Genomic DNA, 16,535 nt, shown 5'->3' on the forward strand with positions numbered 1-16,535 from the left:
ACAAACACGGGCCACCGAGCCAAGCGGGCGTGGTGAAACTGGTAGACACAAGGGACTTAAAATCCCTCGGCTAACGCTGTACGGGTTCGATTCCCGTCGCCCGCACCATTCCCCCGCCAACGCACCGTTCGAGACGCTCATGAGACCGTGGATACATCTCGATACGGCAAATGTTCCGGGCAACAAGACCCAGCTCAAACTGATGCAGCGCGGCGATGAATTCTCCATCATGCTCGGCACCAATGAGCTGATGAACAGCCGCCTCAGCGGTTCGGAAGAAGCGCTGGCAACACTGAGCGCCGAACGCATCGGCGGACGGGCGAAAGCGCGAGTGCTGATCGGTGGGCTCGGCATGGGTTTTACGCTGCGCGCGGCTCAAGGATGTTTTGGGGCGGACAGCGAGCTTGTCGTCGCCGAACTGGTGCCCGAGATCATTGCCTGGGCTCGCGGCCCGCTGACCCCAGTGTTCGGGACATGCCTCGATGATCCGCGAGTGAAGATCATCAATGACGATGTCGGCAAGGTGATTGCGGCGGGCAAAGGGACTTACGACGCCATCCTGCTCGATGTCGACAACGGGCCGGACGGCGTGAGCCGGGAGCAGAACGACCAGCTCTATGGGCTGGCGGCGCTCAGGAGATCATGGGCAGCATTGCGCCCGGGTGGTGTGCTGGCAGTTTGGTCGGCGCATCCGAGCGAGCCATTCGCAAAGCGACTGGCTGCTGCGGGTTTTGCGGTGGAAGAGGTCAAGGTGCGGGCGCGCGGCGGCGGCAAGGGCGCGCGGCATGTAATTTGGCTGGGGACGAAAGCGCGATAGGCCCCGGTTATTTGCTCTCGAATGGAAATGGCGAAGGCTCCCAGAAGCGTTCAAGTTTTAGGACCTTGACGGTCATCGCTTCCCATTCGTGCAGGAGCGCCGCGATGGGGGCCGGGTCTTCCTCCGCGAGCATTACGCGAAGGGCATCGAAGTTTCGGAGGTTCTCAAGCCATTGGACTTTGAACCTCTGTCGTTTTTCCCACTTTTTGGAACCAAGGACCACCGACGGGGGCGTACCGTAGGCATTGGCATCCGCCCAATTCAGGTCGAGGTACTTTTCCAGAACGGCGCGGGCCTCGGGAAATCTGCCAAGCGCGGCGTACATAAGTGCCTGGCTCGGGTAGGACATCCCCACAGATGGGTTGATGTGCTGCTGGAGCGACAGGATATTGTCGAGCGATGTACCCGATACGATTACTTCGCTCGCAGCGCGTTCCATCTCGTTGAGCACCCTAGCCGGCAAAGTCTGGTCTTCCCCGAGAAAGCCGTTCGCCCCGTCGATCTGCCTACCGATCCCAACTAGAAAGTGCGGCGGCGAGAATAGGAACTTGACCCGCCAATAGAGGTCGACATGACCCTTGTAGTGAGGCGGACCAAACGAGAAGCCCACCACGAGGTGGCGAACCGAAGTGCGAAAAATCTCACGCTTTTCCAAGACAAAATCAGGGTAGCGCTCGAGAAACGGCGAGGCCAGCTGGGAGACTTGTGGAGCAGTCGTCATTGAATGCCGATCTGAACAACAATCACATTAGTGACCCTGGGATATTCGTGGTTCGACTGACTAAATCTGTCGTGCGACTGAGCGAAAGCCCTCTGCGCCCAGTTTTCACATCATATATGCAAGCTGTGGTTGCATTCACTCTCTCATAAACATCCAAGCGTGACGTCTCAACTTGCCCATAGTATACGTCATCATCATCTACGCTAGTCAGTCCTCCAGCCGAGATCGACATTTCAGGATGAACGTTTCCGTACTGAACCGGAGCCAGTAATTTCCGCATGGTGATCTGCCGATGCACCTCCGTATGAACGGCAATCCCAAAATTCTGAGGGGTTGCGGTAAGTCGCATCGCACTCATTTTGGCGGCAGCTTCGTTGGTTAGAGCCTGCACCTCCGGCAACAGCTTGCAGGTTTGCGCGACTTGTTCGGCAGTGAACGCAACTTGCGTGACTGTTATAGAGTTGCCAGTTCGGCTGCCGTCCCAAACCTTGAAGGCGAGCGCGACGAGCTCGGTTTCGCCTACGCCTATCAGCTCCGGTCGGGAGACAGCAGCGTTGTAGAGCGCAATGGCGCCCCGAACCATTATGGCAAAAGGCGATGTGAGCCAGGTATCCGCCAGCGCATTGCCCGATACGGTGGGAGGTTCCGGCATCGCCCAGCGCGGACGGCGGCGCTACAAGAGGGCCGTGTGTAAGTGCGCCGCGGAGCCAAGCGACCCGAGCCAGCACCTCGCCGTCACGACCGAGAGAGAGATGCTCAACCCGCGCGTTTCGGAGAGCCTCCAGGAAAGTGGCGTTTGGCATGACCACGACCTGCGAAACGCTTTGACCGGCAAAGGTCGATCGAACGGAGGCGCCATCGGTCATGATGACCTCCGAGGCGGCTATGCTCCCATCCGGCCGCGTGAGTGTTTCGACACTTGCCCAAAGTTCAGACGGATCAGTGGCAATCTGTCGTTCGGATACGAGTTGGAGAAAAGCGTCCGGGATTGCTGGGTTGCCATAGTACGGTTCGGCCCAGCAACGGCAGTTCGGCGCGGTGCCGGGATGGCCTTCTGTCTAGCGAGCTCAACTCGCTTCTCTTCCAGCTTCTTCGATAATCCAACCACTTCCCGCCCCCGCTTTGATGCGGAGGCAGGGTCTCATGGCCGGTTGGGGCGGGGATAAGCGGGATAGATCAGTCGGTGCCGCCGGAGATCGGGGCGACGTAGGCGACGTCGAGGTCCCAGGGGAAGAAAATCCAGGTGTCCTGGCTCACTTCGGTAATGAAAGTGTCGACCATTTCGCGGCCCTTGGGCTTGGCGTAGACAGTCGCGAAATGGGCGCCGGGAAGCATTTCGCGGACGACGCGGGCGGTGTTGCCGGTGTCCACGAGATCGTCGACGATCAGTATCTTGCCGCCGCTCTTGGCGAGATCGAAGACCGGCTGGCTGATTTCCTTAAGGATTTTGATGCCCGCCTGGTTCTGGTGGTCGTAGCTCTTGGCTGCGACGGTTTCCACGGTGCGGATATTCAGTTCGCGGGCAACGATGGCTGCCGGGACGAGGCCGCCGCGGGCGATGGCGACGACGGCGTCAAAAGTGCCGAGGCCGGCGAGGCGCCAGGCGAGAGCGCGGCTATCGCGGTGAAACTGGTCCCAGGTGACGGGAAACGACTTCTGGTTGGGATTGCTCAACGCATTGATCTCCGGAGGGGCGCCACGCGCCGAATTCTTTGTGAGGCACCGTCCTTATCAAAGGACGGGCCTGACGCCAATCATTCACCGTCGGGAGGCGCAATTCCGGCCTTTGCATGGGCTGCGGCGACCATGGCGCGAACCTTTTCCCCAGCCTCGGCGAGGAGAGCTTCGTCCGAGGAGCGCAGGACCAGTTCGGTCATGACCCGGTCCTTGCCCATCTGGGGATAGGAGCCCATCTTCACGTCGGGGTATTCGTTCTGCAGCGCGGCGAGCGGGCCGCCCAGCGTGCCTTCGCCCACGGCAGCTTTCACGGTGAGGGACTGCACCTTCTTGCTGCCCTTGAGGGTCGGCGTGAGCGCTTCGAGCATGGCGCGCATGATGACGGGGACGCCGGCCATGACATGCACATTGCCAATGCGGAAGCCGGGGGCGGCGCTCACCGAATTGACGATGAGATCGGCGCCTTCGGGAATGCGGGCCATGCGGAGGCGCGCTTCGTTGACCTCGGTGCCGGTTTCCTTCCAGCGCGCTTCGAGCATGGCGCGGGCCTGGGCGTTGATCGGCAGGGCGACGCCAAATGCCTTGGCGATGGCGTCGGCGGTGATGTCGTCATGCGTCGGGCCGATGCCGCCGGTGGTGAAGACATAGGTGTAGCGCTGGCGGAGGGCGTTGACCCCCTCGACGATCGACTCTTCGACGTCGCTGACGACGCGCACTTCGGTGAGATCGATACCGAGATCGGTACAGAAATCGGCGACGGCGCCGATATTCACGTCCTTGGTGCGGCCGGACAGGATTTCGTCGCCGATAACCAGGAGGCCGGCGGTCACACGAGTTTGGGTCGACATGGAATTTTCCGGTTTTATGAACAGAGAGGAATGCCCCTCGCCTTGCCCGCCGTCAAGCAGGCGAAGCCCTTTCAATCGGACGAGCATGTGACTAGATTTGGACCATTCCCCTGGAGTCCTTGATGGTTACCTACGTCGACGCATCCGCCAAATCCCGCCGCACCCCCGGAGTCATCCCGCTACATGGCGAGGAAGGCTTTGCGGGCATGCGCAAGGCCGGAGCGCTGACGGCGCAAGCTCTCGATATTCTCACCGAATATGTCGAGCCGGGCGTGCCGACGGCAAAGATCGACCAGATCGCCTATGAATTTGCCCGCGACAATGGCGCGGTGCCGGCGACGCTGTTCTACAAGGGTTATCGGCACTCGGTATGCACTTCGATCAATCATGTGGTGTGCCATGGCATTCCCGATGATCGGGGGTTGCGCGAGGGCGATATCGTCAATGTCGACCTGACGCTGATCGTCGATGGCTGGTATGGCGACTCGAGCCGCATGTATCCGGTAGGCGAAATCTCGCGAAAGGCAGAGCGGCTCATTGAAGTGACCTATGCCGGGCTCGAAGCGGGTCTTGCTGCGGCGAAGCCAGGCAATACGACGGGCGATATCGGTGCGGCCATCCAGGCTGTGGCCGAGGGCGAGCGCATGAGCGTGGTGCGGGACTTCGTCGGGCATGGTGTGGGGCGGCTGTTCCACGACGAGCCGAATATTCTGCACTTTGGGACGCCGGGCACGGGCGTGCCGCTAAAGCCGGGCATGATTTTCACCATCGAGCCGATGATCAATCTCGGTAAGCCGCATGTGAAGATTCTGTCGGATGGCTGGACGGCGGTGACGCGCGACCGGACGCTGTCGGCGCAGTGCGAGCACTCGATCGGCATCACCGAAACCGGGCACGAGATTTTCACGCTCTCGCCCGGCGGCCTTTTCAATCCCCTCGCAACACGGAAGCAGTCTTGAGCGACAAGCCCGAGAGCAGAGCCGGCGGCATGGCGGAAGCGCCACTGAAGCCGCATTATCTCGGGCATCGCGAGCGGGCGCGTGACCGCTTCAATACGGTGGGCGGCAATGCGCTGGCCGATTATGAACTGCTCGAACTTCTGCTCCACATGATCCTGCCGCAGCGCGACACCAAGGCGCTGGCCAAGGATCTGCTGGCGCGGTTCGGGTCGATTTCCGAAGTGCTGGGTGCGTCCCCTGCCCGGCTGGCCGAGGTCAAGGGGCTGGGCGAAACTTCCATCACCCACCTTAAGGTGGTGCAGGCCGTGGCGCAGCGCTTTGGGCGTGATCAGATCGATATTGAAAAGCCGATCCTGTCGTCATGGTCGGAACTGATCGACTATTGCCGCAGCGCCATGGCCTATGAGAGCGTCGAGCAGTTTCGCATTCTCTTCCTCGACAAGAAAAATCGGCTGATTGCCGACGAGGTGCAACAGGTCGGCACGGTGGATCATACACCGGTCTATCCGCGCGAGGTGATCCGGCGGACGCTGGAATTGTCCGCTTCGGCGCTGATCCTCGTGCACAACCACCCATCGGGCGATCCCTCGCCTTCCGCGGCAGACGTGCGGATGACGCGGGAAATCGCCGAGATTTCAAAGCAGATGGGGATTACGCTCCACGACCACATCATCATCGGGCGCGCCGGGCACGCCTCGATGCGGGGGCTCAAGCTAATCTGACGGCTGCTGTTGCTGGCGACCAAAAAGCTTGTCGGTGAACTGGCGGAAATGGCGGAGCGCCGATCTCACCCTTGGGCTGGCCTTAGCTTGGGCGCGCAGCTTTTGAAACTGCTGGTGGCAACCCACCGACAGCCGGCCCTTCAGGGTAAGGCCGATATAATGCTGGCGCAGCGGGGTTTGCACATTGCACCAATGGCGCTTTTCGTCGGTGAAGCCCGAGCCCATGTCGAACATGGTGAAACCAGAATCGAACACGGACTGCATGACGCGCAGCAGGCATTGCTTGCCCGGCGAACCCACCTGAATGGCCGGATCGTCGCTCATCGACGAGATGAGGCAGAACATCCGGTCGCCGTGGACGACATTGTAGCGGACGGCGACGATCTCGCCATTGAGGCGCAGGACGTGGAGACGGATGTTGAGGCCAGAGCCCGGCTGCATGGCCTTGTGGTAGAAGTCGATGAGATTGTCGCAGACGAAAGTGTCGCGAATACCCTGCGCATGGAAGCGTGCCGAGCGCTGGCGGAACATGACGTCGATGGCGGCCTTGCCGGCCACAGGATCGGTAACCAGCTCGAAGCCGATATCGCCAAGCGCGGCGAGGCGATCGCCCTGTTGCCGATCGTGCTTGCGGCGGCTGCGGCTGCGCTGGAGCTTGTCGCAGTCTTCCCAGGAGGAAAATTCGGAGCGGTAGAGCGTGTCGACTTCGAGAGGCGTGCCAAGCTCGTCAAAGAGGCCGCCGAAACCGGTTATCTCGCCGGGAATGGCGCGAAGATAGACGGCGTCGGCATCGGCAAGTTGGCTGACCATTGTCTGCCAAAGCTGAGCGCGACCTTCTGCGCCGAGCGCAGCAAGCTTGCGATAGTCCGAGATGGGGGCGTAGCAGCCGACCTGCGAGCGCGGGAACCAGGTGTAAACGGTGACGCCCATCTGACGACGGCGATGCAGCGGCAATAGCGCGACCGGTTCGCCATCGACCTCGCCGATCACGAAGCACTGGTCCTTTGGTGCGATGCCGCGATCGGCGATCCAAAGGCGGATGAAGTCAAAGCTTTGACCGGGAGACTCGACGCCATCGGCGGTAAGGGAGCGCCAAACGGCTTCGACCTCGCCGATATCATGGGTGCAGCGTGCAGTCATGGCGACGCCAGGACGCGAAAGCTTGGTGGCCTGAAGACCGGCCGTTTCGCCGTTTTCAGCCAGAGCGCGCAACAATGGCTCGTTTCCCACGTTGGCCGTGTCCATCTTCCCCGCCCAAATGACTCGGGCAGTCTTGGCCTAATGGAGTAAATCGGGGCTGAAGATCACGCAGAAATTGTTCTCGGACCTGCGGAAAGTTTTCGACGGTTAACGAAATGCTGCCTCAACCGAAGTTTGCAAGCACCGGGAAGGTTTCGAGGAACCAGTAGGAAATGCGGGTGAAGTTGCCGGTGAGGAAGAGGATACCCGTGACCACCAGAAGGCCGCCCATGACTTTTTCCACCGTGTGCAGGTGCCGCTTGAACGAATGGAAGAAGGTGAGGAACGGGCCGATGGCGATGCCGGCGAGGAAGAAGGGAATGCCGAGGCCAAGCGAATAGAGGCCGAGAAGCGAGGCGCCCTCCCAGGCGGTTTCGCGGCTGGCGGCGACGGAGAGAATGGCTGCGAGCACCGGGCCGATGCAGGGCGTCCAGCCGATAGCGAAGGCGAGGCCGAGGAGGAAGCCGCCAAGCGGGCCGGAGGCAGCGCCAGGACCGTTGTGGCGCATCTGCCGGTCGAGAAAGCCGATGCGGTAGACGCCCAGGAAATGCAGGCCCATGGCAATGATGACGACGCCGGCAACCGGGGTGAGGATCGGCAGGAGCTGCCGGAAAATCTGCCCGAAGGCGGTCGCCGTGGCGCCGAGCGCAATGAAGACGACCGAAAAGCCGAGAATGAAGAAAAGCGAGGTGATGGCGACCTTGAAGGTCAGCTTGCCCGCGCCGGTATCGGCCTCGGCGCGCAATTGGTCGAAACTGGCGCCGCTCATATAGGTCAAATAAGGCGGCACGAGCGGCAGGACGCATGGGCTGAGAAAGCTCAAAATGCCCGCGCCAATCACCAGAGGCAGAGAAAATTCCAAGGCGACGCTCCACGTTTCGGCGCCCTGTGTAGCGCGGCGGCGGCATAAAGCAATCGGACTTGCCGTCGCATCGCAGGGATGTGAGCGCTAATGGCCAGACAGCATTTTGGAAATGCGCAGGGCATAGCGATCGGTCATGCCCGATGTGTAGTCGGCCAGTGAGTGCAGGGCTTCGGCTGGAGTGGACAGATTGCGCAAGTCGAGATCGAGGGCACGGACAAGCTGCTGCGAGCGCGAGCCGAGGCGTTCGGCGTGCCAATCCACTGCGGCGAGATCTTCGAAGACGGGCAGAATGCCGGACATGACATTGTTGATGATACGTCGGCCCGAGATTTCGAGTTCGGTTTTACGGCGCGCGGTGAAGATGTGGTCTGAGGAGAGCTTTCGCATGTCCTCGAAGATCGGTCCCATCTCGCAGACTTCCGTAAGCGCGCCGGAGAATGTGCCGGCCATGATCTCCTGATGGTGCGCCTTGAAGGCCTCGACGCAGTTATTGATGGCCTCGCCGATGGCCATGGCACGCAGCATGGCGACGTGCTCGGCCTGGCTCCGGTCGCCCGCGCTCGCATCGCGTGGCTTGGCGGCCCTTACGAGGATGTCGACAACCTCCTTGTAGGAAAGTTCGCCGGTGGTGAAGGCGTCCTCGATGTCGACGATATTGTAGCAGATGTCGTCCGCAGCCTCGACGACGAAGACCAGCGGGTGGCGCCGCCACCATTTTTGCTCACCAATATGCTCTTCGGGGAGGCCCAGCGTGGTGGCGACGTCTTCGAATAGCGCTTCCTCGCTGCTGAAAACGCCGAACTTCTTGAGGCCGACATAGGTCGCAGCGCCCGCGGCCTTGACCGCGGCGCGGGTCTTGGCGGTGACCGGATATTTCATGAAAGCGCCGAGGGTCGCCTTGGAGAGGCGCATACCGCCGTCATTGCGGCGCATTTCGAGCCGCGTGAGAATGCGAAAGCCCTGCGCATTGCCTTCGAAGGCGGTGAATTCCGGACGGAGGTCCTGTTCCACTTCGGCGGCAAGGCCCCTGCCCGCAGCGAACTGTTCGGCGAACCAGGCGCCCATGGCGTCTTCGCCGGAATGGCCGAATGGCGGATTGCCGATGTCGTGAGCCACGCTGGCGGCCTGCACGATATTGGCAAGGTTGTGCTCCTCGCCGGAGTTGAGCAATTTCTGCTCGACCAGCCACTGTCCGATCCGCATGGCCAGGGACCGGCCGACGCTGCTGACCTCGATGGAGTGGATCAGGCGGTGGTGGACATGATCGTGCTCATAGAGCGGCTGGACCTGCGTCTTGTTGGCGAGGCGCCGAAAGGGCGCGGAAAAGATGATGCGATCGTGATCCTGCACGAAGATCGACCGGCTGGCCTGGGACGAGAGCTTCTTGTCGCCTAGGCGCTCCTCGGAAATCAGGCGGTTCCATTCCATGGCGGGTCCTCACGCAGGCGGGAGCTATGGATATGAACCGTCGAGGATGGCGGAGTCCTGCGGCCCTCCGTCTTTTCAACAGCTATGCGGCCTTTTCCAGTAGAGCCTTCAGGGTTTCGAGGTCCTTTCGAACGGCGGCGGCATCGCGCTGGTATTCCTCTTCGGTCATGCCGTTCTCCTGCAGCAGCAGAAAGGTCACCTCGGCACCGTCGCCATTGGGCATGACGCGCAGGGCGACATGGACGACCCGCCCATCGACGTGAACATCATGGTCGAGCACGCCAAACGGGTTTCGGGCCGTGAAGGTGATGCGGATCGGATTGCCGCCGGGATCGCGGGCGATCCATTCGAGGCCGGTGCCATCAAAACCGTTGCCGAGGCCTGCCGCCCACTGGACCATATTGGCCGGCTCGGCGGCGAAATCGTAGACCTCCTGCCAGGGGCGATCGATAGTGACGGCGAGGGTCGAACTGCGGTGGGGCGCCATGTCTGCTCCTGAATTGGATCGGGTTAGTCTATGGCCGGGATTTGGCCATGCCAACCAAAGGCTAGGCTTGCCCCGGCGCGCGGGCCGCCCTATAGCCAGACCATCGCCTGAAACCGAGGTGCCTCCTTCATGTCGACCCGTCCGTTGCGCATCGCCCCGTCGATCCTTTCCGCCGACTTTTCGCGGCTTGGAGACGAGGTTTCGGCCATCGTCGCCGGCGGTGCGGACTATATCCATATCGATGTGATGGATGGGCATTTCGTGCCCAATATCAGCTTTGGCGCGCCCATCATGAAGTCGATCCGTGGTGTCACGGACAAGGTGTTCGACGTGCATCTGATGATCGCGCCGACCGATGCCTATCTCGCTGATTTCGCCCATGCCGGCGCCGATATCATCACCGTGCACGCCGAGGCTGGGCCGCACCTTCACCGGTCGCTGCAGGCTATTCGGGGGCTGGGCAAGAAGGCCGGCGTGGCGCTCAATCCGGCGACACCGGTTTCGGTTCTTCAGCATGTCATCGACAATGTCGACCTCGTACTGATCATGAGCGTCAATCCCGGCTTTGGCGGCCAGAGCTTTATTCCAGAGGCGATCACCAAGATCAGGCAGGCCAAGGCGCTGATCGGCGGGCGCGATATCGACCTCGAGGTCGATGGCGGCGTGAGCGCCGAGAATGCCCGTGAAATCGTCGATGCGGGCGCCAATGTGCTCGTGGCTGGCTCGGCCGTCTATGGCGGCAATGATCCCAAAACCTATGCTGGTCGCATTGCGGCCATTCGTGATGCGGCGACCGGTCGTATCGCCTGACTCCACTTTTGAACTGCCGAGGCTAAGCCCATGATCCCGCGCTATTCCCGTCCCGAAATGGTTGCCAACTGGTCGGCCGAGACCCGCTTTGCCATCTGGTTCGAGATCGAAGCCCATGCCACGAGCAAGCTGGCCGAACTCGGCGTCGTGCCCAAGGAAAGCGCCGACAAGATCTGGGAAGTGATGAACGCCCGCAAGGCCGAGAAGGGTGACTACGGTTTTGACGTCGAGCGCATCGATGAGATCGAGCGCACCACCAAGCATGACGTTATCGCCTTCCTGACCCACCTTTCGGAGATCGTCGGGCCGGACGCGCGCTTCGTGCACCAGGGCATGACCTCTTCGGATATTCTGGACACGACGCTTTCGGTGCAGATGAAACGTGCTGGGGATATTCTGCTGGCCGATATCGATGCCCTGCTCGCTGCGCTGAAGCGCCGGGCGATGGAGCACAAGAACACCATCACCATCGGCCGCAGCCACGGCATCCATGCCGAGCCGACGACGTTTGGCGTGAAGCTGGCGGAAGCCTATGCGGAATTCACTCGCAACCGGGCACGCCTTGTCGCGGCGCGCGACGAGATCGCGACGGCGGCGATTTCCGGCGCTATCGGCACCTTTGCCAATATCGATCCGCAGGTCGAAGAATATGTGGCCGAAAAGCTCGGGCTTTCCGTTGAGCCGGTTTCCACGCAGGTGATCCCGCGTGATCGTCACGCCATGTTCTTTGCAACGCTTGGTGTGATTGCTTCGTCGATCGAGCGCGTTGCGGTGGAAATCCGCCACCTGCAGCGTACTGAAGTGCTTGAAGCTGAAGAGTATTTCTCTCCGGGCCAAAAGGGCTCGTCGGCCATGCCGCACAAGCGTAATCCCGTGCTTACCGAAAACCTCACCGGCCTTGCCCGCCTCGTGCGTGGCATGGTCGTTCCGGCGCTGGAAAACGTGGCGCTTTGGCATGAGCGCGATATTTCGCACTCGTCGGTCGAGCGGATGATCGGGCCAGATGCGACGGTGACGCTGGACTTTGCCCTGGCGCGCCTGACCAATGTGATCGACAAACTCGTCGTCTACCCGGAAAACATGCGTAGGAATTTGGACCTGCTTGGCGGCCTCCACAATTCGCAGCGCGTGCTGCTGGCGCTGACCCAGGCCGGCTATAGCCGCGAAGATTCCTATGCCGCTGTGCAGCGCAATGCCATGAAGGTCTGGGAGCACCGGGGCGACCGGACCGGACTTTTCGCGCAGAACCTCAAGTCCGATCCCGATGTGACGCTGAGCGATGCGCAGATCGACGACATGTTCGACGACGGCTACCACCTCAAGCATGTCGACACGATTTTCGCGCGAGTTTTCGGCGCATGAGAATTGCTGATACCGACATCCTGATTCTGCCGGGCCTGGGCAATTCCGGGCCGGGCCACTGGCAGGTGCGCTGGGCGGAAAAGATGTCGACCGCCGCCATCGTAGAACAGGCCGAATGGGATGAGCCCGATCCGGAAGACTGGATCGACACGATCATCGAGGCGGTCAAGCTGGCGAAGCGCCCGGTGGTTCTGGTGGCCCATTCGCTCGCCTGCATCGCCCTCGTGCAGGCCGCGCCGCGCTTTCCGGAAGGCGTCGTAAAGGGCGCGCTGCTGGTTTCGCCACCGGACGTGGAACTCAATCCGGACGTGCCGGAAGAAGCAAAATGCTTTGGGCCGGTATCGCGCGATCCCCTGCCCTTTCCCTCGCTGCTGGTGATTTCCTCTACTGACCCATTCTGCTCGCTGGAGCGCGCAGCCGACTACGCGGCGGCCTGGGGCTCGGATTTCCACCAGGCGGGTGATGCCGGTCATATCAATGTCTATTCCGGCCACGGACCCTGGCCGGAAGGCCTGATGATGTTCACCCGATTGATGCAGCGCCTATGACTGACGCCTATTCCCTCGTCGCCGAAATCCCGGCTGTGGACGACTATCTGCGCCTGCGCGTGGTTGCAGGCCTCAGCACCAAGACGCATGAAGGCGCCAGCATCGGCCTGCCCAATAGCTGGTTCGCTGTCACCGTGAAGTTCGAGGGCAAGGCCATCGGCATGGGCCGGGTCATCGGCGATGGCGGCACGGCATTTCAGATCGTCGATATCGCCGTTGAGCCCGAGCATCAGGGCAAGGGGCTCGGCAAGTGGATCATGACGGCACTGATGGAGAAGCTTCATAGCGACGCTCCCGCAGGCGCTTATGTCAGCCTCATTGCCGATGGGGACGCGAAGCATCTCTATGCGAAATATGGCTTTGAGCCGGTCATGCCGGCCTCGATCGGCATGGCAACACGCGTAACCAAGGCCTGACGCCACACCTTTGGCACCAGCGCCGAAAATCCGCCTGACTTCCGCCTAAGTCGCTGAAATTCGGTCGGAAAAACGCTCGGTGGAATTAAATCTTCTTAACTTGAGAAGGCAGCGGGGCAGACCTAAACCACTCCCCGCTGGTTTGGAAACGCCGGCGAATGACTGATCCATTCGCGACGCGACGGCTCCGGAAAACCGGCAAAGAATCGCATGGAGATAATCATGCGTAAGTTCGTCACTCCCCTCCTCATTGCCCTTGTTGCCGTTGCACCCGGCGCCGCTTTCGCGGCCACGACTGCAATGCCTGCGGCCAAACCCGCGGCGACCTCGCAGGCGGACCAGTCCATTTCGGGCACGGTCAAGGCATTCGACCTCAAGGCGCATACCCTGACCCTAGCGGATGGGAAGATTTACCAGTTGCCGGTCGCCTTCAGGGACCCTGGCCTCAAGGCCGGCGAGAAGGTAACGGTGCACTGGAAGATGAACGGGAGCGCGTACGAAGCGACCAACGTCACCATCGGGTAACAAAAAAGGGAGCCGGCAAGACCGGCTCCCTTTGCATTTGAGACTATTTGAGCGATCAGCCTTCGGAGGCGATCTGCTCGTTGGCGACGGCAACCAGGGTCGCCATCTTCTGGCGAATCACGTCGTCGCCGATGGAAATGCCCTTGGCCTTGAGGTCGCCGGAAACCTTGCGGAACACGTCCTCGTCGCCGGCTTCTTCGAAATCGGCAGCCACAACTTCAGCGGCATAGGCCTTGGCTTCATCGCCCGAAAGGCTCATCAGCTCGGCAGCCCAGATGCCCAGCAGCTTGTTGCGCCGTGCTTCGGCCTTGAATTTCTTTTCAGAATCGAAAGCAAACTTGGCTTCCTGGCCCTTCTGACGCTCGTCGAACCCGCTCATGGTCTCTCCCATATGGCTTGCACGCCGGTCGCCCGGCCTTTCCCCACCGACATAGGCGGTTGAGCCACGCAAATCAACGGGAAGCGGAGGGGATGCGACCTTGTGTGGCGCTTGCCACAGTCTGCCAGCAGCGCCGATCACGGCGACACGAAAGAGCTTGCAATTCCGTGCCATTCTGGCGCATGAAGCGCGCCTAAACGGTGCACCTTTTCACGGCAGCGGAAACCCCCATGAATCGTCGACGCAAAATCTATGAGGGCAAGGGCAAGATCCTTTTCGAGGGTCCGGAACCTGGCACTCTGGTTCAGTATTTCAAGGACGACACCACGGCCGGCAACGGCGCTCGCCATGAAATCATCGACGGCAAGGGCGTGCTGAACAACCGAATCTCCGAATTCGTGTTCACCAAGCTCAACACCATGGGCATCCCGACCCACTTCCTGCGCCGCATCAACATGCGCGAGCAGTTGATCAAGGAAGTCGAGATCATTCCGCTCGAAGTGGTCGTGCGCAATTATGCGGCCGGCTCGCTTTGCAAGCGTCTCGGCCTCGAGCCCGGCACGCAACTGCCCCGTTCGATCATCGAATTCTACTACAAGGACGATGCGCTCAACGATCCGATGGTTTCGGAAGAGCACATCACGGCCTTTGGCTGGGCCACCCCGGCCGAGCTCGACGACATCATGAGCCTTGCCATCCGCGTCAACGACTTCCTGACCGGTCTGTTCATGGGTGTCGGCATCCAGCTCATCGACTTCAAGATCGAATGCGGCCGTCTCTATGAAGGCGACCTGATGCGCATCGTGCTGGCTGACGAGATCAGCCCGGACAATTGCCGTCTGTGGGACATCAAGACCCGCAACAAGATGGACAAGGATCGTTTCCGCGAAAACCTGGGCGGTCTCGTCGAAAGCTATCGCGAAGTGGCCCAGCGTCTCGGTATCCTCGTTGAAAACGACAATGCGCTGACCACCGGTCCGCGCCTCGTCCAGTAATATTCGGGAAGACACCATGAAAGCGCGCGTTACCGTCACGCTCAAGGCTGGCGTTCTCGACCCCCAGGGCCAGGCCATCGAAGGCTCCCTGGCCTCCCTCGGCTTTGGCGGCGTCAAAGGCGTCCGCCAGGGCAAGGTTTTTGACCTGATTCTCGACGGCACCGATGTGGAAGCCGCTCGGACACAGTTGACCGGCATGTGCGAAAAGCTGCTGGCCAATACTGTGATCGAAAATTACCAGATCGAAATCTCTAATTAACGCTTAATTGCGATAATTGATGACGCGCCGGGCTTGGCGTAGGACTGTATGCACATGCGTAAAACCCAGATTGCTCTCTCAGTAATGTTTTTCGCCTCGCTTGGGCTGCTCTTCGCAGCCTATGCCTCTGTTCCGGTCTGACCGGCCTTAGGGCATTTCTTACCACTGCAACAATTGTCTAGAAGCTGACGGCTCGCCTTAACCGGCTGGTGTCAGGCGTTTGCTATCGTGCGGCCAAAATCGCATGGGAGCACGACAATGACCGTGGCCAAGCAGAGACTTGATTGGGTTGACATGGCCAAGGGCCTGTCGATCTTTCTCGTCGTCATCATGTATTGTGCATCGAGCGTTGGCGAGGATACCGGCCAGACCGGTTTCCTGCACTGGACCATCGCCTTTGCCATGCCCTTCCGCATGCCCGAATTCTTTCTTATCTCGGGCCTTTTCCTGAGCCAGGTCATCGACCGGCCATGGCGCGCCTATGCCGACCGGCGCATCGTTCACTATTTTTACTTCTATGCGCTCTGGGCGGTGATCCACATCGTCTTCAAGGTCGCGCTTGTCGGCCGCGATCCCATGGGCGCGCTGAGCTATCTCGCCTGGGCCGTTGTCGAGCCCTATGGTGTGCTGTGGTTCATCTATATGCTCGGCATCTTCGGGCTGGTCAGCAAATTGCTGCACCAGTTCAAGGTGCCGCATTGGTCAGCGCTGCTGGTCGGCGCGGTGTTGCAGATGGCGGCAGTTCATACCGGCAGCTATCTCATCGATCAGTTTTGCGCCTATTTCGTCTATTTCTACGCCGGCTATGTCTTTGCGCCGCAGATTTTCCGCATCGCGGATTGGTCGGCCAGCAATGTCGGCGCGGCGCTTGGCGTTCTGGCGGCGTGGGCTGTGGTCAATGCGGTGCTCGTCTTTACCCCGGGCTTCCGGCTTGATCCCGTACATATCCAGATGGGTTGGGGCGCCCTGCCCGGCGTTCACCTTCTCGCCGCGATCGCCGGTGCCGTGGCGATCTGTATCGCCTCGGCGCTTCTCGTACGCCTGCCGTGGATGAATTGGCTGCGCTGGATGGGCGGCAAGTCGCTGGTGGTCTATGTCGCCTTCGTGCTGCCCATGGGCATTGCGCGTACGCTGCTGCTGGCCGTCGGTATCGAGGAGCCGAACCTCGTGAGCCTCATCATCATGGTCGTCGCGGTTGGCTCGCCGCTGGTCCTGTGGTGGATCGCGGAAAAGGTGGGCTTTGGCAAATTCCTGTTCGAGCGTCCCGCCTGGGCGCATCTGCCGGGTTCGCAATCGGCGCGGCCGGTTGCGGCTCCGGCCGAATAGGCTCTCGTCCATCGACAAGACTGCTTGATCCCCGCGAAAGCGGGGATTTTGCTTTCGTCACATGCAGATGTGCACGAACGGGCGATGTGACCGCCGAAGCACGACCGTCACAAAGTCATGGGGAATGCCGCGGAGCCCTTGCCTTTTCCGGC

Annotated in this window: 20 protein-coding genes and 1 tRNA gene; 12 read left to right on the forward strand and 9 right to left on the reverse strand. The window is 60.8% G+C overall.

Annotation, left to right across the window (positions count from 1 at the left end):
- The first annotated feature begins 23 nt into the window (after positions 1 to 23).
- Both JP75_RS12390 and JP75_RS12395 read left to right on the forward strand, forming a co-directional pair.
- A tRNA-Leu gene (locus JP75_RS12390) sits at positions 24 to 108 on the forward strand.
- A gap of 31 nt (positions 109 to 139) precedes the next feature.
- Positions 140 to 817, forward strand: coding sequence for a spermidine synthase (locus JP75_RS12395; protein ID WP_035083310.1), 678 nt, complete (start codon positions 140 to 142; stop codon positions 815 to 817).
- A gap of 7 nt (positions 818 to 824) precedes the next feature.
- Here JP75_RS12395 and JP75_RS12400 read toward each other — a convergent pair whose 3' ends face one another.
- The 4 genes from JP75_RS12400 to JP75_RS12415 all read right to left on the reverse strand — a co-directional run bounded on the left by JP75_RS12400 (position 825) and on the right by JP75_RS12415 (position 4,063).
- On the reverse strand, positions 825 to 1,538 hold the full coding sequence (locus tag JP75_RS12400) for a hypothetical protein (protein WP_035083311.1): 714 nt from the start codon (positions 1,536 to 1,538) through the stop codon (positions 825 to 827).
- Between the two features lie 22 nt (positions 1,539 to 1,560).
- Positions 1,561 to 2,190 (reverse strand): hypothetical protein, encoded by a 630-nt coding sequence (locus tag JP75_RS12405; RefSeq protein ID WP_152565825.1) that lies wholly within the window; start codon positions 2,188 to 2,190, stop codon positions 1,561 to 1,563.
- 524 nt (positions 2,191 to 2,714) lie between these two features.
- Positions 2,715 to 3,221 (reverse strand): xanthine phosphoribosyltransferase, encoded by a 507-nt coding sequence (gpt, locus tag JP75_RS12410; RefSeq protein WP_425277283.1) that lies wholly within the window; start codon positions 3,219 to 3,221, stop codon positions 2,715 to 2,717.
- Positions 3,222 to 3,292: 71 nt separating this feature from the next.
- Positions 3,293 to 4,063: a competence/damage-inducible protein A gene (locus tag JP75_RS12415; protein ID WP_035083318.1), complete on the reverse strand. Its 771-nt coding sequence runs from the start codon at positions 4,061 to 4,063 to the stop codon at positions 3,293 to 3,295.
- A gap of 122 nt (positions 4,064 to 4,185) precedes the next feature.
- Between JP75_RS12415 and map the strand changes: the two genes are divergently transcribed.
- Together map and radC are read left to right on the forward strand one after the other, a co-directional pair.
- Positions 4,186 to 5,022, forward strand: coding sequence for a type I methionyl aminopeptidase (gene map, locus JP75_RS12420; protein WP_035083320.1), 837 nt, complete (start codon positions 4,186 to 4,188; stop codon positions 5,020 to 5,022).
- Between the two features lie 29 nt (positions 5,023 to 5,051).
- Positions 5,052 to 5,744 carry a RadC family protein gene (gene radC, locus JP75_RS12425; RefSeq protein WP_084587653.1) on the forward strand — a complete coding sequence of 231 codons (693 nt, stop codon included), beginning with the start codon at positions 5,052 to 5,054 and terminating at the stop codon, positions 5,742 to 5,744.
- On the opposite strand, the gene JP75_RS12430 is transcribed toward radC, so the two are convergent.
- From JP75_RS12430 to JP75_RS12445, 4 genes are all read right to left on the reverse strand, one after another.
- Positions 5,736 to 6,989, reverse strand: coding sequence for a GNAT family N-acetyltransferase (locus JP75_RS12430; RefSeq protein WP_035083324.1), 1,254 nt, complete (start codon positions 6,987 to 6,989; stop codon positions 5,736 to 5,738). The genes radC and JP75_RS12430 overlap by 9 nt on opposite strands.
- A 118-nt stretch (positions 6,990 to 7,107) precedes the next feature.
- Positions 7,108 to 7,845 carry a cytochrome c biogenesis CcdA family protein gene (locus tag JP75_RS12435; RefSeq protein ID WP_035083326.1) on the reverse strand — a complete coding sequence of 246 codons (738 nt, stop codon included), beginning with the start codon at positions 7,843 to 7,845 and terminating at the stop codon, positions 7,108 to 7,110.
- Between the two features lie 87 nt (positions 7,846 to 7,932).
- Positions 7,933 to 9,276 carry a dGTP triphosphohydrolase gene (gene dgt, locus JP75_RS12440; RefSeq protein WP_035083328.1) on the reverse strand — a complete coding sequence of 448 codons (1,344 nt, stop codon included), beginning with the start codon at positions 9,274 to 9,276 and terminating at the stop codon, positions 7,933 to 7,935.
- Between the two features lie 82 nt (positions 9,277 to 9,358).
- Positions 9,359 to 9,763 (reverse strand): SRPBCC family protein, encoded by a 405-nt coding sequence (locus JP75_RS12445; RefSeq protein WP_035083331.1) that lies wholly within the window; start codon positions 9,761 to 9,763, stop codon positions 9,359 to 9,361.
- 129 nt (positions 9,764 to 9,892) lie between these two features.
- Here JP75_RS12445 and rpe point away from each other — a divergent pair, with 129 nt between their 5' ends.
- The 5 genes from rpe (at position 9,893) to JP75_RS12470 (ending at position 13,424) form a co-directional block, all read left to right on the forward strand.
- Positions 9,893 to 10,573, forward strand: a complete 681-nt coding sequence (gene rpe / locus JP75_RS12450) for a ribulose-phosphate 3-epimerase (RefSeq protein ID WP_035083334.1) — start codon at positions 9,893 to 9,895, stop codon at positions 10,571 to 10,573.
- Between the two features lie 30 nt (positions 10,574 to 10,603).
- A complete protein-coding gene (gene purB, locus JP75_RS12455) occupies positions 10,604 to 11,935 on the forward strand; it encodes an adenylosuccinate lyase (RefSeq protein ID WP_035083336.1) in 1,332 nt (443 codons plus the stop codon).
- Positions 11,932 to 12,483: an RBBP9/YdeN family alpha/beta hydrolase gene (locus tag JP75_RS12460; protein ID WP_035083339.1), complete on the forward strand. Its 552-nt coding sequence runs from the start codon at positions 11,932 to 11,934 to the stop codon at positions 12,481 to 12,483. The genes purB and JP75_RS12460 overlap by 4 nt, the downstream gene beginning before the upstream one ends.
- Positions 12,480 to 12,899, forward strand: coding sequence for a GNAT family N-acetyltransferase (locus JP75_RS12465; protein WP_035083341.1), 420 nt, complete (start codon positions 12,480 to 12,482; stop codon positions 12,897 to 12,899). The genes JP75_RS12460 and JP75_RS12465 overlap by 4 nt, the downstream gene beginning before the upstream one ends.
- A gap of 222 nt (positions 12,900 to 13,121) precedes the next feature.
- On the forward strand, positions 13,122 to 13,424 hold the full coding sequence (locus JP75_RS12470) for a DUF1344 domain-containing protein (RefSeq protein ID WP_084587654.1): 303 nt from the start codon (positions 13,122 to 13,124) through the stop codon (positions 13,422 to 13,424).
- Between the two features lie 55 nt (positions 13,425 to 13,479).
- Here the strand turns inward: JP75_RS12470 and JP75_RS12475 are convergent, their stop codons facing one another.
- Positions 13,480 to 13,803 carry a DUF1476 domain-containing protein gene (locus JP75_RS12475; RefSeq protein WP_035083342.1) on the reverse strand — a complete coding sequence of 108 codons (324 nt, stop codon included), beginning with the start codon at positions 13,801 to 13,803 and terminating at the stop codon, positions 13,480 to 13,482.
- 230 nt (positions 13,804 to 14,033) lie between these two features.
- Between JP75_RS12475 and purC the strand changes: the two genes are divergently transcribed.
- The 3 genes from purC (at position 14,034) to JP75_RS12490 (ending at position 16,383) form a co-directional block, all read left to right on the forward strand.
- On the forward strand, positions 14,034 to 14,798 hold the full coding sequence (gene purC / locus JP75_RS12480) for a phosphoribosylaminoimidazolesuccinocarboxamide synthase (RefSeq protein WP_035083343.1): 765 nt from the start codon (positions 14,034 to 14,036) through the stop codon (positions 14,796 to 14,798).
- A gap of 16 nt (positions 14,799 to 14,814) precedes the next feature.
- Positions 14,815 to 15,057, forward strand: a complete 243-nt coding sequence (gene purS / locus JP75_RS12485) for a phosphoribosylformylglycinamidine synthase subunit PurS (protein ID WP_035083345.1) — start codon at positions 14,815 to 14,817, stop codon at positions 15,055 to 15,057.
- 258 nt (positions 15,058 to 15,315) lie between these two features.
- The gene (locus tag JP75_RS12490; protein ID WP_035083348.1) at positions 15,316 to 16,383 is read left to right on the forward strand and encodes an acyltransferase family protein; all 1,068 of its coding nucleotides are present in this window, start codon (positions 15,316 to 15,318) and stop codon (positions 16,381 to 16,383) included.
- Positions 16,384 to 16,535 lie beyond the last annotated feature (152 nt).

It is taken from the genome of Devosia riboflavina, assembly GCF_000743575.1.
GTDB lineage: Bacteria > Pseudomonadota > Alphaproteobacteria > Rhizobiales > Devosiaceae > Devosia > Devosia riboflavina.

Coding starts and splice junctions, on each gene's coding strand:
- JP75_RS12400 (WP_035083311.1), bottom strand. CDS start 1,538: ATGACGACTGCTCCACAAGTCTCCCAGCTGGCCTCGCCGTTTCTCGAG.
- JP75_RS12460 (WP_035083339.1), top strand. CDS start 11,932: ATGAGAATTGCTGATACCGACATCCTGATTCTGCCGGGCCTGGGCAAT.
- JP75_RS12465 (WP_035083341.1), top strand. CDS start 12,480: ATGACTGACGCCTATTCCCTCGTCGCCGAAATCCCGGCTGTGGACGAC.
- JP75_RS12430 (WP_035083324.1), bottom strand. CDS start 6,989: ATGGACACGGCCAACGTGGGAAACGAGCCATTGTTGCGCGCTCTGGCT.
- JP75_RS12470 (WP_084587654.1), top strand. CDS start 13,122: ATGCGTAAGTTCGTCACTCCCCTCCTCATTGCCCTTGTTGCCGTTGCA.
- dgt (WP_035083328.1), bottom strand. CDS start 9,276: ATGGAATGGAACCGCCTGATTTCCGAGGAGCGCCTAGGCGACAAGAAG.
- purS (WP_035083345.1), top strand. CDS start 14,815: ATGAAAGCGCGCGTTACCGTCACGCTCAAGGCTGGCGTTCTCGACCCC.
- JP75_RS12415 (WP_035083318.1), bottom strand. CDS start 4,063: ATGTCGACCCAAACTCGTGTGACCGCCGGCCTCCTGGTTATCGGCGAC.
- JP75_RS12490 (WP_035083348.1), top strand. CDS start 15,316: ATGACCGTGGCCAAGCAGAGACTTGATTGGGTTGACATGGCCAAGGGC.
- rpe (WP_035083334.1), top strand. CDS start 9,893: ATGTCGACCCGTCCGTTGCGCATCGCCCCGTCGATCCTTTCCGCCGAC.
- JP75_RS12475 (WP_035083342.1), bottom strand. CDS start 13,803: ATGAGCGGGTTCGACGAGCGTCAGAAGGGCCAGGAAGCCAAGTTTGCT.
- radC (WP_084587653.1), top strand. CDS start 5,052: ATGGCGGAAGCGCCACTGAAGCCGCATTATCTCGGGCATCGCGAGCGG.
- purB (WP_035083336.1), top strand. CDS start 10,604: ATGATCCCGCGCTATTCCCGTCCCGAAATGGTTGCCAACTGGTCGGCC.
- JP75_RS12445 (WP_035083331.1), bottom strand. CDS start 9,763: ATGGCGCCCCACCGCAGTTCGACCCTCGCCGTCACTATCGATCGCCCC.
- map (WP_035083320.1), top strand. CDS start 4,186: ATGGTTACCTACGTCGACGCATCCGCCAAATCCCGCCGCACCCCCGGA.
- JP75_RS12405 (WP_152565825.1), bottom strand. CDS start 2,190: ATGCCGGAACCTCCCACCGTATCGGGCAATGCGCTGGCGGATACCTGG.
- purC (WP_035083343.1), top strand. CDS start 14,034: ATGAATCGTCGACGCAAAATCTATGAGGGCAAGGGCAAGATCCTTTTC.
- JP75_RS12395 (WP_035083310.1), top strand. CDS start 140: ATGAGACCGTGGATACATCTCGATACGGCAAATGTTCCGGGCAACAAG.